Source organism: Hymenobacter ruber (assembly GCF_054783255.1).
This window is the reverse complement of the sequence record NZ_BAAGQX010000004.1, coordinates 1,987,590-2,000,828: the sequence shown is the minus strand read 5'-3', so window position 1 is coordinate 2,000,828 and position 13,239 is coordinate 1,987,590. Positions and strand designations below refer to the sequence as shown.

Genomic DNA, 13,239 nt, shown 5'->3' with positions numbered 1-13,239 from the left:
GATTCAGAAGGCTATTTATTTGTCGTCGCGGATGGAGAAGTAGCAAATGGCCGCGAAGCCAATGGTCAGCAGCGAGTGAAAGGGCAGTAGCCCGAAATCATCGAAGTAAATGCCGGCCACGAGGCCAAACGCAAAGTAAGCCGCGAGCACGCCCTCCAAAATGACCAAGCCGCCCACACCGCCGGTGCGGTAGCGCCGCTTGCGGGCAGAACTGCCGGTGCCGGCCTTGGGCGTGCGCACAAACGGCGTGCGCTTGCCCCACCAGCCCAGAATCACGGCCCGGGCATTGTGCAGCGCCAGGCCCATCGAAACCGACAAAAACAGCAGGAAAAAGCCCGGGTAACGCCACAGCGGCTTATCGGGGTGGGCCAGCCGCCAGGCGGTATAGTAATAATAGATGAGCGGCGTAAACCCAATCAAAAACACCGAAGCCAGCTGAAAAACGGCCTTGTACTCGTGGTACTGCGCCCGAACGAACACCAGTGGCACGCTTAGCAGCGCCATGAGCATGATGACGACGTACACCGAGCTGTTCAGCAAATGGAAAGTGGCCTGCAGCTTTACGGGGAGCGGCTGCGCGGAGCGCCACATGTTGCCGAGGTGCTTGTGGGCGGTTTCGGCCGCGCCCTTGGTCCAGCGGAATTGCTGCGATTTGAGGGCGTCCATCACGGCGGGCAACTCGGCGGGGGCCACGATTTCGGGGCGATAGATGAAGCGCCAGCCGCGCAGCTGAGCGCGGTAGCTCAGGTCGAGGTCTTCGGTGAGGGTGTCGGTGTGCCAGCCGCCGGCATCGTCGATGCAGGCGCGCCGCCACACGCCGCCCGTACCGTTGAAATTGATGAAAAAGCCCGCCGCCGTGCGTCCTACCTGCTCGATGAGAAAGTGCGCGTTCAGCCCAAAGGCCTGCAGGCGTGTGAGCAGCGACTCGTCCTCATTCAGGTGGCCCCAGCGGGTTTGCACTACGCCCACTTTTTTGTCCTGCAAAAAATAAGGAATTGTGCGTCGCAGAAAATCCGGGTCGGGCACAAAATCCGCATCAAAAATGGCGACGAATTCATCGGCATTTTCCTCCAAACCGTAGCGCAGCGCGCCAGCTTTGTAGCCCTCGCGGTTGGGCCGGCACACGTGGCTGATGCGCAGGCCCTGGGCGGCGTGGTGCGCCACGCGGGCTTCCGCCAGCGCCACGGTGGCATCGGTCGAGTCGTCGAGCACCTGGATGTGCAGGCGGTCGGCTGGGTAGTCGAGGGCGGCGGCGGCATCGATGATGCGCTCCACCACATTTTGCTCATTGTAAAGCGGCAGCTGGACCAGCACGCGGGGCCACTTGGTAGGCGCGGGCGGGGCCGGGGGCAGCCCTTTGGCATAGGCTCGCAACGCCAGCCGCGTGAGCTGCCACTGCCCCGCACTAAACCCTAGTATGAACAGCAGGCATAAGCCGTACAGCACCACCAGCAAAATGGGCAGTACCGCCATCAGAAACAAAGAATAGAGACTCGCAAAACAGCAAAAAAACAACTCCGCCGACCGGGCAGACGCGGGCCGGACCGCCGAGCGAGCTCACCGGCCGGGAAATATTACCAGTACTTAAAAATCGTCCACAGAATCTTGTAGCCCGCCCCGAGGGTGCCGCGCACCGTGCCCGATACCTTGCTCGTGCCGATGCGCTTGCGGTAGCGCACGGGCACTTCCACGGTGCGTAGGCCCAGGCGGGCGGCTTTCACCTGCATTTCCACGGTCCAGCCGTAGGTTTTGTCTTCCATGCCGATGCGCAGCAGGGCCGGGCCCGTGACAGCACGGAACGGCCCCAAATCGGTGACAGTGCCGCCGTAGCGGATGTTGAGCAGACGGGCGGCCAGCCAGTTGCCAAACCGCTGCTGGGGCAGGAGGGAGCCTTTTTCGCGCACGCCCAGGGCGCGGGAGCCGATGACCAGGTCGGCCTCCCCGCGCAGGAGCGGGGCCAGTAGTTCGGGCATTTGTTCGGGGAAATCGGAATGGTCGCCGTCGAGAAATACGACGAGGTCGGGCCATTCGGATTGCGGCCGGCCGAAAGCGTGGGCCATGCCCGCCAGGCAGGCGTAGCCGTAGCCGGGGCGCGGCTCGCGCAGCACGGTGGCCCCGCCCGCCCGGGCAATTTCGCTGGTGTTGTCGGTCGAGTTATTATCGACCACGATGACTTCCTGGGCCAGTCCGGCCGGGATTTCGGCCAGCACCAGGGCAATGGCCCCGGCCTCGTTGTGGGCGGGAATGATGACGCTGACGCGGGGCTGGGGCATGAAGCAAAATGAGTATCGGGCCACAAAGATGCCGCCGCCACCGTAAAGCCGCACCGTGCCGCTACCTTGCGGCTCTTTTTCAATCCCTCGTTCTATGCTCCAGGTAGGCCAGCCCGCTCCCGATTTCACCCTCACCACCACTTCCGGCGAAACCTTCCGCCTGGCCGACCAGCGCGGCCGGCACCTGGTGCTGTATTTCTACCCGAAAGATGACACCCCCGGCTGCACCGCCGAAGCCTGCTCGTTCCGCGACCAGTACGAGGATTTCAAAGACCTTGGGGCCGAAGTCATTGGCATCAGCTCCGACAGCGAAGCCTCGCACCAGAAATTTACCCAGAAGCACCGCCTGCCCTTCGAGCTGCTGGCCGACACCAACGGCAAAGTGCGCAAGCTCTACGAAGTGCCCCGTGCTCTGCTGGGCCTGCTGCCCGGCCGCGTTACGTTCGTGATTGATAAAAACGGGGTTATTCAGTACATCTTCAATTCCTTGAGCGGGGCCACGGACCATGTGAGCAACGCTAAGAAAGTACTGGAGGGGCTGCCCGCGTAGAGCTGAAAAATGATGTTGGTCATCCTGAGCGGAGCGAAGGACCTTCTCACGCCGGAATGCTCTGGCGTGAGAAGGTCCTTCGCTCCGCTCAGGATGACAAGTTTTGCGTAGAAGCAAACTCACCAATTGCTTCGCTGATGCCCCGTTCCCTGCTGCTTCTACTGCTGCCTTTGCTGCTGGCCGCCACTGCTGCTCCGGCCCAAACCGCGCCACTCAATGCCACGCTCGATGGCTACGAATACCCTTTTCCAGTGCATCACCTGCCGCTGAAGCTGGAGGGCCAGGCCCTGCGCATGGCCTACATGGATGTGCCGCCAACTTCCAAATCCAACGGCCGCACCGTGATGCTGCTGCACGGCAAAAACTTCTTCGGGGCCTATTGGCGCGAGACGATAAAGACGCTGGCCGGCGCGGGTTTCCGGGTGGTGGTGCCCGACCAAATTGGTTTTGGCAAGTCGGATAAAGCCAACATTCACTACTCTTTTCATCAGCTGGCCCGCAATACGAAGCATCTGCTCGATACGCTGGGTGTGAAGCGGGCCGTCATCGTGGGGCACAGCATGGGCGGGATGCTGGCTACCCGCTTCGCCCTGCTTTACCCCGAAACCACCGAAAAGCTGGTGCTCGAAAACCCTATCGGCCTGGAAGATTACCGCGTGGGCGTGCCCTTCCAAACCGTGGACCAGGCCGAAGCCAACGAGTTGAAAAGCACCGAAGCCAGCATCCGTAAGTACCACGCTACCTATTACCCCAACGGCTACCCGGCAGCCCACGACCAATGGCTACTGCCCCTGGCCGCGCAAACCAAAAGCCCCGATTTCGCCAAAGTAGCTCGCGCCAACGCCCTCACCTTCGACATGATTTACCAGCAGCCGGTGAGCTATGAATTCAATCGAATTACGGTGCCCACGCTACTCATCATCGGCCAGGCCGACCACACGGTGGTGGGCAAAGGCCTTATAAAAGACCCCAAAACGCTGGCCCAAATGGGCCAGTACCCCGCGCTGGGCCGCCGCACCGCCTCCCAAATAAAGGGGGCGAAACTGGTAGAAATTCCGAATGTGGGCCACATTCCGCACCTGGAAGCACCGGCGCAGTTTTACAAGGTGCTGCTGGGGTTTTTTGGGTAGTATGTCAAAACCGGTTGGTTTTCGTCACTCACAAGTTCCACTACAACTATAGGCAGGCAGTTTCACCTTCGTTATTTATGGGTATGTTCATTAAATAATCTCCAACTGTTATCTTCCTAATCTTGATAATGACTGATTTGTTGTTTGAAATAATTAAGCGGGCGCAAAGCGAAAAGCGGTTACTTGGTGTGCGCACTAATACGAATGATGACCGTTTCTCGGTGGGCTATGTAATTAGCTACAGCGATGAGATGCTTATCATGCGAATCATAAATCGCGACGGAATGCAAACCGGCATTCAGTCTTACAACATTGAGGATATTTTTCAGCTTGATTTTGATGACCGTTACATTCGAAATATTGAGCTTAAGGAAGATAATCTTGATAAGGTGTACGCTGGTATTAAGTCGCCTGATTTCATGGAGCAGGAATACCTGAACATTCCTCTGTTGCTGTCGCGGGCTATGGAGAATAAGCAGTTGATATTTCTGACTACCCGCATTGGGCCGGACCTGTATGGCTACGTTCGCCGATTCACCGAGCAAGAGATTTTATTAGAATGCTTTACCGAGTATGGCGAAGACGACGGCATCGTTGTGATTCGAGTGGAAAATATTCGCCATTTCGTGTGGAGCGATGAAGATACCCGCATGATAGAGATGCACTTAAAGCGTAGAGAACAACGCGGCCAGTAACAGGCGCGATACACCTAACTCAATATCCGCAGCGAATCCGCATGAATGAGCGGCGACACCTGATACCGCCCTTCACGCGGGCCGTTCTCCAGGTTGAGCACGCCGCGGGGGCAGGCGGTGCTGCACATGCCGCAGCCCACACACGAGGCCCGGACGATGGGCGCGCCGCGCTGGGCATACTGCTGCACGTCGATGCCCATTTCGCACACGTTGGAGCAGTTGCCGCACGAGATGCACTGCGCCCCGTTGGTGCTGATGCGGAAGCGGGAGAAATGCTTTTGCAGCAGGCCCAGATAAGCCGCCATGGGGCAGCCGAAGCGGCACCACACCCGCGAGCCCATGATGGGGTAGAAGCCCACCCCAATCACCCCCGAAAACACCGAGCCGATGGCGAAGCCGTACCACTTGGCGGCCACGTTGCCGGCCTCGCCCAGCAGCGTGCTGCCGGTGGCAAAATGCACCCACAGCAAAGCCGTGATGGCAATTATCAGCCCCAACACGGGGTAGATGATGCGCACTTCCCAACGCCAGGCGGCGCGGCTTTTGTCGGATAGGTGGCGGTAGGGGTCGCCGGCGGTTTCGGCCAGGCCGCCGCAGCCGCACACCCACGAGCAGTACCAGCGCTTGCCGTAGAAATACGTGAGCACCGGCGTGGCCACCAACGACATCACCGCGCCCCAGAATACCATGAACACGCCCAAACTGCCTTTTTGCAGCAGCGAGGTAACCGTGCCGGGGAACAGGTAGTCGTATTTCAGCGGCCAGAAGTAGCTGAAATAAAACTCCGGCTGCTGGAAAAACTGGAGCAGTCCGGGAATCAAAAACGCGAAGCCCAGCTGGAAAAACATCACCGAAACGGTGCGGATAATCTGGTAGCGTGAGTGCCGGTATTTCCACAGCGCGCGGCTGCCCATCAGCAGCACGGCCAGCGTGTAGAAGGTACCGTAGAGAAACCACTGGTCGGCCGGCCGAGCACGTAATGCTTGGCTAAGGCCGTCGAGCGGATGCACCAGGTTATTGAGCAGGCCGAAATTACCCTGGCCATCGTCGTTGCTGAACCAGTACAGCACCACGTAAAAACCCGTGAGTACCAGGCCCGTGACCCAGGCCACGGCCCCACGGCCGGTATTGGCCCGCAGCCAGAGATTATCCTGCCGCACGCCGGCCGGTTGCCGGCCATATTTCAGCCCGCTCCAGGCCAGCGTACCAGCGCTTATCAGGCCCACAGCTAGCCAGAACCAGGCGTGACGGCGGTTGGGGTCGGCATCGGCCAGGGCCAGGAGCAGGGCCAACAAGCCGCCGGCTACCACGGCCAGCGTGAGCTTTTCGGCGGGCGAAGACGCTGGCAGGGGCGGGGCGAGGGTGGGCGTCATGATAGAAGGTAGAATTTGAACGATATAAGAACGTCATGCTGAGCGCAGCCGAAGCATCTCTAATGCAGTAGTAAACCCAATCGAAAGGGTTAGTGAAGCGGTAGAAATGCTTCGACTCCGCTCAGCATGACGGGCGATTTAGGCAAAAAAGTCGCTTATCCTGCCCTAGTGGTGGTGATGATGGTGCGGTTCGTCGGGCTTGCCGAAGAGGTTGATGAGCGTACCCACGATGTAAAAGCCTGACCAGCATACGTACAGCCAGTTGAAGCCCGCCGGGTGGTGGCCCACAAAGAAGTGCAGAATCAGGTGTGCGCCGGCACTCATCAGCAGGCCCGTGAGGGCGATGAACTGGAAGCTGTTGAGGGCCGAGGGACGATATAGCTTGGAGAAATTCACAGAAAAAAAGTTAAGTGACGAAGGCTACAGACGCGCAAAAAGTCCCTTGCGCTGCTTCAGCACCACGGGCTGCCCGGGAAACTGCCGGTTAAAGTCGGTCACAATGGCCTTTTCGTGCTGCGGGAAAAACTCGGGGTCGAAATTGGCCGCCCCGAAATGGCTCAGCACCGTGGCTACGGGCGTGCGCTGCGCAATCCACTGCTCGCATACGGCGTGGCGCAGGCGCAGGCCCAGCGTGTTGAAGCCCACCACGGCGTGCGGCGCCTCGCTCCGGAAATAGACCCGCACCGCCGCCCGGCAATTGGGGTGCTCCCAGTAGAAGCTGGTGAGGCCGGGCGTGGGGCCGGCCGGGGCCTGGCCGTAGGTCTGGTATTCGAGGTTGAAGAACTTGGCCGAGTTGAACCAGATGCCACGCCGGTAGGGCGTAGGCTGCCCGCAGATGGTGTGGGCCACGGTTTCGCCCTGCATCCGGCCGGTGTACCAGAGCTGCTCGATGGGCACCTCGCCCGCGCCGGGCCGGCGGTGCTGGGCGCAGTCGCCGGCCGCAAACACGTTGGGCACGTTGGTGCGCAGAAATTCATCGACCAGAATGCCTTGGTCGGTTTCCACGTTTGACGTTTTGGCCAGCGTGAGATTGGGCCGCACGCCGGTGGCTAAGCCCACCCACTGGCAGGCAATTTCCTCGCCGGCTGTGGTCACTACGGCGCGCACACGGCCCTGCGCATCGCCCAATATTTCGCGCAATTCGGTGCCGTAATGCACAGCAACGCGGTTTCCCTGGAGTTGCCGGTCCACCAGGTTGGCCTCCTCGGGCGGCAGTACCGAGGCCCAGTAGCGGGCCTCGCGTACCAGCACCACGGGCTCAATACCCCGGCTGTGCAGCATCTCGGTCAGCTCCACGCCGATGAGGCCGCCGCCCACCACCACGCCCCGATTGATGCCGTGAGTGTCGCGGGTCATGGCTTCCAAATCGGGCAGGCTGTAGAGGCCCTGCACGCCGGCCAGGTGCTGGCCGGGCCAGCCAAACAGCTTGCTTTCGGAGCCGGTAGCCAGCAGCAGCTGGTCGTAAGCGAGCATGGTGCCGTTATCAAGAATCAAGCGGTTCTCGGCGGTGTGGAGGACGGTGGCGGTGGCGTGCACCAGGGCCAGCCGGTTTTCGTCCCAAAACCAGTCTTCGTAGGGCCTGATGTCCTGCGCCCGCAGGTGGCCCATGTACACGTACATCAGCGCGGTGCGGGAGTAGTGGTGGGCGCTTTCGCTCGATACCAGCGTAATGCGGGCCTCGGGCCGCAGCCGGCGCACGGTCAGGGCGCACGTCACGCCGGTAATGCCGTTGCCGAGGATGACGAGGTGCATGGTGAAGAGGAGAAATGTCCGGCCTCAAATGTAGCGACAAGGCTGGCCGGCCGCACCGTGATTGCAGAAACGCCAAGCCACTACGCGCCGCCTCCGGCTGGCTCCGCCGAACGCAGGTGCAGCCCGGTATTTTGTAATCAGAAAGTGCGGATTTCTACCATCAAACTGATTGAAATGCCTGGCTGCGTCTGGAAATGTCAGACTATTTTTTGGAATGAAATGCCACTCAACCCGCGATTCAACGCGGAATGCCAGAAATAGAAAAAACGGACTGTTTCAAAATGGGAATGTTGAAAAAGTGTAAAACTGATGCCCCTGCGCGGCAGTAAGTTTCGGGTCTGTAAACACTTGTTCAGCTTACTGTATCATGAAATCTACCTGCCCCATCTTCGGGACATTTTGGGCTGTGCTGCTGGTTCTGGTTTTAGGCGGAAAGGCGGTGGCCAGCGAAAATGAGCCGCTCACAGCCGCGTCCATCACGGTACAGACCACCGCTTTCCTGCAAAAATTTGTGAACAAGGAAGGCAAGGTTAGCTACGAAACCCTGCAACGCAACCCCGAAATGCTGGACGCGCTGCTGAGCAGCATTGCTGATTTTGATGTGACCAAAGCCGAGGCAGCCGACCAGTACGCCTTCTACCTGAATGCCTATAACATTCTGGTAATTGGCGAAATAGTGAAAAACTACCCGCTCACCTCGGTCCAGGACATGCCCGGCTTTTTCAACCGGGGCCGGATGCGCGTTGGGCGCGAAATGCTGACCCTTGACCAAATTGAGACCGACAAGCTCCGTAAAATCTACGACGACCCGCGCCTGCACTTCGCCCTGGTGTGCGGCACCAACAGCTGCCCCCGCTTGAACCGCGCTGCCTACGCAGGCAAAGACCTGTTTGTGCAGCTGAACAACCAGGCCCGGTTTGCCCTGCTCGACTCCAACTACGTGCAAGTAGACGACGCGAAGAAAATCGTGCGGCTGCCGGAAATTTTCCAGTGGTACGAAAGCGACTTCAGCACCAGCGGCAAAACCGGGGTGATGTACGTCAACCAGTTCCGCAAAAACGGCCGCATTCCCACTTGGTATGTGGTTGAATATTACCCTTACAATTGGAACCTGAACGACCAGAAGCACCCCGACTCCGCAACCATGGCCAGCAAATAAGCCTGCGCCGGGCGTAACGCATTGCCGGGGCCTGCGTAAGCCGGAGACACTTCATCCTCAGACTTCCCCGCTTATGATACCCGATAACATCTCCGGCGACGGCACCGACCCCAACGAAGGCGAGCACGCCAATATCATTGAAAACAAAGGCGTTGCAAAAAACGAGAAGCTGGAAAAAGAAAAAGAATACCAGCAGGACCAAAGCAACAACAAGGCCAGCGGCGACCCCACGGCCTTGCGCAACGTAGGCGCCAACGGCTACACCCAGCGCAGCAACCAGAAAGACCAGCTCGAGAACCTGCACATTGGCGGCTCCGAAACCAGCCCCCAGGGCGGCAACGACCACACCAATGCCGGCGAGCAGGCCCAGGGGCCGGGTTTTGAAGCCGAAGGCAGCATTGAGCTTGACCACAACCTGCGCACCCGGGAGCAGAAGTTTGGCGAGAAAGCCCCCAGTGGCCCCGCAAAGCCGGCCAACGACGGCGAAACGCCTGACAGCGAGTAAGCACTTAACTGCATTTCAGGGCCAGAACCGGCCCCGGCCGGGCCGGAGCCTGCTGCGACTACGGTCCGGCGGCTCCGGCCCGGCTTTCTTATTGCCCTAGCCCCCAGCGCGCTAGAGGCAAAGTGGGCACCAAGCAATGGTATTGCCCTGGAGGCTCGAATTTGTCGAATCAAAAAAAAGGTTTGCCGAGGGAGATAACGCCGCAAAAGCTTAACTTGCGCAGCCTATTTGGATAGGTGGCTTTGGCCAACAAATAAATTCTGCGCAAGTATTAACCCACCCATTACTTTTTTAACGATGAATTCAGAAAATCTACCCAAGGTTGAAAACGAGCCTTACAATCCGAACCTGGATGCTCAGGATGAGGATGTTGTGTCGGGTGGCAACAACAAGTTGACCTACATTCTGGTGGGCGTGATTCTGGCGCTGGTGCTGGCCTACGTGGCCCTGCCCAAAGGCGGCGGTACCGGCCTGGCTTCCGTCACGCCCAGCTTCATGCTCGATGATGCGGCCGTGACGGCCACGGCCCCCACTTCGGCGGATAGCATTGCCGCCGGCCTCAAAGCCGCTCCGGCCGCTGCCGAAGAAGCCGCTGCCAAAACCACCACCAAAACGGTGGTGAAACCCACGGCTAATGCTGCTACAGCTGCCGCTCCGGCGGCTGCCCCGGCCGTAGCGGCCGCCGCGCCTGCTCCCGTGGAAGCCGCGCCGGCTCCCGCGCCAGTGGCTGCCCCCGAACCCGCTGCGCCCACCACCGTCACCATGTCGGGCAAGATTGAGGACGAGAACGGCCGGCCGCTGGTAGGCGCCACTGTGCTGCTGAAAGGCAGCAGCAAAGGCACCAGCACCGACGCCAACGGCAACTACACGCTGGAAGTACCCAGCGGCGACAATACCCTCATCTACGGCTACGGCGGCTACGACGACGAGGAAGTACGCAACAGCGGCAGCAAGCCCGTGAACGTGACGCTCACGCCTCGTGCCAAAGCCAGCCGCAAGCGCCGCTAAGTTTTCGAGCATCGGCGACAGGGAATTAATGGTAAATAAAAAAGGCCTCCCACACCGGGAGGCCTTTTTTTGCGTTGAATATTTGGCAGTTATGCCTCGGCTTTGCCCCCGAAGCGGCGGCCGAACAGGAAGTACACCGGCAGGCCCAGCGCCACCAGGCCCAAGCCCCGGCGCGAGAATTCGGCGGTATCGGGGGCGATGAGCAGGATGATGCAGAAGGCGCTGGCCAGCACCACGTAAAGGCCGGGCACCAGCGGGTAGCCCCAGGCGCGGTAGGGGCGCGGAGCCTCTGGCCGGGTGCGGCGCAGCACGAAAATGCCGATGATGGTGACGACGTAGAACAGAATCACGGCGAACATCACGTAGTTGAGAAGTTGGCCATAGGAACCGCTGAGGCAGAGCAGGCAAGCCCACAGGCACTGGGCCCACAGAGCGCGGCCGGGCACACCGGCCCCGTTCAACTGGGCCAAGCCGGGGAAGAAAAGTCCGTCCTTCGCCATAGCAAAATAGGCGCGGGACCCGCTGAGAATGATGCCGTTATTCGCCCCAAACGTGCTGAGCATGATGAGCACAGCCATGACATAAGCGCCGGCTTTGCCGAGGACTGATTCGGCCACGGCCGTGGCCACCCGGTCGTCGGTGGCGTACTGGATGCCGCGGCCGGCCAGCGTGGCGGCTTCGGGGGCGCCGTGCAGGGGCAACACCAGCAGGTACACGATGTTGATGAGGATGTAGAGGGCCGTGACGATGGCCGTGCCGATGGCCATACTGCGCACCAGCGTCCGCTCAGGATTCTGGATTTCCTCGCCCGCGAAGCCGATGTTGTTCCACGAATCGGAGGAGAAGAGCGAGCCCGTCATGGCCATGCCGATGGCGATGACCAGCGAATAGCCGCTGATGGGCAGCGGCGCGGCGCTCACGCCAGGGGCGGGGTAGCGGGTGGCCGTCCAGAGGTCGGCAAAGTTGGCGGCGATGGCCTCGTGGTTCAGCCCCAGCGCCACGCCGAAGATGATGAGCAAGGCCAGGGCGATAAGCTTGGTGCTGCCCAGCACGTTCTGGATGAGCTTGCCGGTGCGTACGCCCTGCGCATTGAGGGCGGTGATGCCGATGATAAGCGCAATGGCCAGCAATTGCACGCTGCTGAACTCGAAGCTACCGGCATGGAACAGCACGTTTTTTACGCTGAAGTAGGGCAGGAGCACGCCCGTAAACTTGGCGAAGGCCACGGCCACGGCCGCGATTACGCCGGTTTGAATCACCAGAAAGAGCGTCCAGCCATAGAGGAAGGCGGTGAGGCGGCCGAAGGCTTCGCGCAGGTACACGTACTGGCCGCCTACTTTGGGGAACATGCTGGCCAGCTCGCCGTAGCTAATGGCCCCGGCCATGGTGATGAAACCGGTGAGCAGCCACACCACCAGCAGCCAGCCCGCGCTGCCCACCTGCCGCGCAATGTCGGCCGAAACGATGAAGATGCCCGAGCCTATCATGCTGCCGGTGACCAGCATAATGGCGTCGAAAAGATTGATGGCCCGCTTGAAATGCGGTTGGTCGGGTTGAGATTCGGTCATATAAACGGTTAATGAAGCCGGGAAGATAGACGGATGGCCGGAAACTGCAGGCGGGCGCTTAGCTTTGGGTGGGGACAATGGGCTGGTTTTCTGCTGGCCAGGTACCCGGTTTCAACGCGATGCCTTACCAATCAGCCTGCCGTTTTTCGGTTGCGATGCTGTCCTGCTGCGCTATTGTAATGGCCGTAGGCAGCTGCACGAAGGAAAAATTGAACTGTGGCAATGCGCAACCGAGCGCCAGCCTGCGCTTTCACATTCTTGATGACCGCACGGGGCTCGAATGGCTGGCGGCCCCAAGAGCCTTTTCGCTGGATACGCTGAACAAGCTAAACCCCAGCTATACCGCGCTTTTACAAGCCGACAAGAGCATCGTTTGGAGTGGGTTCTCGCTGGGCAATGACTACGGCATGCCAGCGGCTGGCGGCAATTTTACCACCACGTATTTTCTGCGGCTCAACCCGGCTGACACCGACACCATTCGGGTGCGCGTGGTCTATGGCCCATCATCCGAGGGCGAGTGCTTTCGATATGCCAAAACGGTCGATATCGATTACAACGGCCGGCCGGCGGGTAGTTTCGGGGCTGCGGGCTTCTATTGCAGCGGGTGCGGGCCGGTAGTTGCCTTTCGCAAGCGGCAATAGGCTGAGCTAAAACTCGCTGCGGTCGTACCAGCTGCGCATGCGCCACGGGTCGTTGCGATTCTTGCGCACTAGTACCAGCCGGGCCGTGCCCGTGCCAGAAAACCGCTCGTCGTCGCGCTGCTCGATAGTGAGCAGGAAGGAGCGTTCCACGCTGGCCAGCGTGTCAGAAGCCAGCGTGTCGGAGCTGGGCAGGTACTGCGTCCACTGCAAATTGATGGAGCGGGCGGCACGGAAGAGGCGGTAGGTGGTGTTGGCGTCTACGTCGCGGGTCCAGGAGCGGTCGAGGTTGGCAGCGAAGTCGCGGTAGGTGAACTTGAACTTGGGCGAGAGCAGCTGGCCGTAGAGCGTGGAATCGCGCAACTGGTAGGCCGAGCGAAAACGGTCGAAGAAGCCGCGCACGTACACGGGGTTGCCCAGCAGCTCGTTCTGGTCGGTGGGCACCTCATCCAGGGCCGGGGCGAAGGGATTGCACGCGGGCACCGTCAGCACAAGCACAATGCCCGAGAGCATGATAGTGGAACGGGACGGCAATTTCATGAGGCGAAATATACGAATATGGCGGAAAGGTTGAGCTTTGCGCCGCGA

At 60.1% G+C, this 13,239-nt stretch carries 14 protein-coding genes; 7 read left to right on the top strand and 7 right to left on the bottom strand.

Annotated elements, in window-relative coordinates; all coding sequences use genetic code 11:
* Window positions 1-15 precede the first annotated feature (15 nt).
* Together ACYVM5_RS19075 and ACYVM5_RS19070 are read right to left on the bottom strand one after the other, a co-directional pair.
* On the bottom strand, window positions 16-1,473 hold the full coding sequence (locus ACYVM5_RS19075; protein ID WP_460619684.1) for a cellulose synthase family protein: 1,458 nt from the start codon (window positions 1,471-1,473) through the stop codon (window positions 16-18).
* A 101-nt stretch (window positions 1,474-1,574) separates the two neighbouring features.
* A complete protein-coding gene (locus tag ACYVM5_RS19070; RefSeq protein WP_460619683.1) occupies window positions 1,575-2,273 on the bottom strand; it encodes a glycosyltransferase family 2 protein in 699 nt (232 codons plus the stop codon).
* Window positions 2,274-2,367: 94 nt separating this feature from the next.
* Between ACYVM5_RS19070 and ACYVM5_RS19065 the strand changes: the two genes are divergently transcribed.
* The 3 genes from ACYVM5_RS19065 (at window position 2,368) to ACYVM5_RS19055 (ending at window position 4,648) form a co-directional block, all read left to right on the top strand.
* Complete coding sequence (locus tag ACYVM5_RS19065) at window positions 2,368-2,823, top strand: peroxiredoxin (protein WP_460619682.1); 456 nt, start codon at window positions 2,368-2,370, stop codon at window positions 2,821-2,823.
* Between the two features lie 137 nt (window positions 2,824-2,960).
* Complete coding sequence (locus ACYVM5_RS19060; protein ID WP_460619681.1) at window positions 2,961-3,953, top strand: alpha/beta fold hydrolase; 993 nt, start codon at window positions 2,961-2,963, stop codon at window positions 3,951-3,953.
* 128 nt (window positions 3,954-4,081) lie between these two features.
* Window positions 4,082-4,648 carry a hypothetical protein gene (locus ACYVM5_RS19055; protein ID WP_460619680.1) on the top strand — a complete coding sequence of 189 codons (567 nt, stop codon included), beginning with the start codon at window positions 4,082-4,084 and terminating at the stop codon, window positions 4,646-4,648.
* A 14-nt stretch (window positions 4,649-4,662) separates the two neighbouring features.
* Here ACYVM5_RS19055 and ACYVM5_RS19050 read toward each other — a convergent pair whose 3' ends face one another.
* The 3 genes from ACYVM5_RS19050 to ACYVM5_RS19040 all read right to left on the bottom strand — a co-directional run bounded on the left by ACYVM5_RS19050 (window position 4,663) and on the right by ACYVM5_RS19040 (window position 7,773).
* The gene (locus ACYVM5_RS19050; protein ID WP_460619679.1) at window positions 4,663-6,021 is read right to left on the bottom strand and encodes a 4Fe-4S binding protein; all 1,359 of its coding nucleotides are present in this window, start codon (window positions 6,019-6,021) and stop codon (window positions 4,663-4,665) included.
* 165 nt (window positions 6,022-6,186) lie between these two features.
* A complete protein-coding gene (locus tag ACYVM5_RS19045) occupies window positions 6,187-6,417 on the bottom strand; it encodes a hypothetical protein (RefSeq protein ID WP_460619678.1) in 231 nt (76 codons plus the stop codon).
* 24 nt (window positions 6,418-6,441) lie between these two features.
* Window positions 6,442-7,773, bottom strand: a complete 1,332-nt coding sequence (locus tag ACYVM5_RS19040) for an NAD(P)/FAD-dependent oxidoreductase (RefSeq protein ID WP_460619677.1) — start codon at window positions 7,771-7,773, stop codon at window positions 6,442-6,444.
* 367 nt (window positions 7,774-8,140) lie between these two features.
* On the opposite strand from ACYVM5_RS19040, the gene ACYVM5_RS19035 reads away from it, so the two are divergent.
* The 3 genes from ACYVM5_RS19035 (at window position 8,141) to ACYVM5_RS19025 (ending at window position 10,445) form a co-directional block, all read left to right on the top strand.
* Entirely contained in the window at window positions 8,141-8,932 is a 792-nt protein-coding gene (locus tag ACYVM5_RS19035; protein ID WP_460619676.1) for a DUF547 domain-containing protein, read from the top strand.
* Between the two features lie 73 nt (window positions 8,933-9,005).
* Window positions 9,006-9,437: a hypothetical protein gene (locus ACYVM5_RS19030; protein ID WP_460619675.1), complete on the top strand. Its 432-nt coding sequence runs from the start codon at window positions 9,006-9,008 to the stop codon at window positions 9,435-9,437.
* Between the two features lie 297 nt (window positions 9,438-9,734).
* Window positions 9,735-10,445, top strand: a complete 711-nt coding sequence (locus tag ACYVM5_RS19025; RefSeq protein ID WP_460619674.1) for a peptidase associated/transthyretin-like domain-containing protein — start codon at window positions 9,735-9,737, stop codon at window positions 10,443-10,445.
* A gap of 89 nt (window positions 10,446-10,534) precedes the next feature.
* On the opposite strand, the gene ACYVM5_RS19020 is transcribed toward ACYVM5_RS19025, so the two are convergent.
* Complete coding sequence (locus ACYVM5_RS19020) at window positions 10,535-12,013, bottom strand: APC family permease (RefSeq protein ID WP_460619673.1); 1,479 nt, start codon at window positions 12,011-12,013, stop codon at window positions 10,535-10,537.
* A gap of 77 nt (window positions 12,014-12,090) precedes the next feature.
* Here ACYVM5_RS19020 and ACYVM5_RS19015 point away from each other — a divergent pair, with 77 nt between their 5' ends.
* On the top strand, window positions 12,091-12,654 hold the full coding sequence (locus ACYVM5_RS19015; RefSeq protein WP_460619672.1) for a hypothetical protein: 564 nt from the start codon (window positions 12,091-12,093) through the stop codon (window positions 12,652-12,654).
* 6 nt (window positions 12,655-12,660) lie between these two features.
* Here ACYVM5_RS19015 and ACYVM5_RS19010 read toward each other — a convergent pair whose 3' ends face one another.
* Window positions 12,661-13,191: a hypothetical protein gene (locus ACYVM5_RS19010; protein ID WP_460619671.1), complete on the bottom strand. Its 531-nt coding sequence runs from the start codon at window positions 13,189-13,191 to the stop codon at window positions 12,661-12,663.
* Window positions 13,192-13,239: the final 48 nt, after the last annotated feature.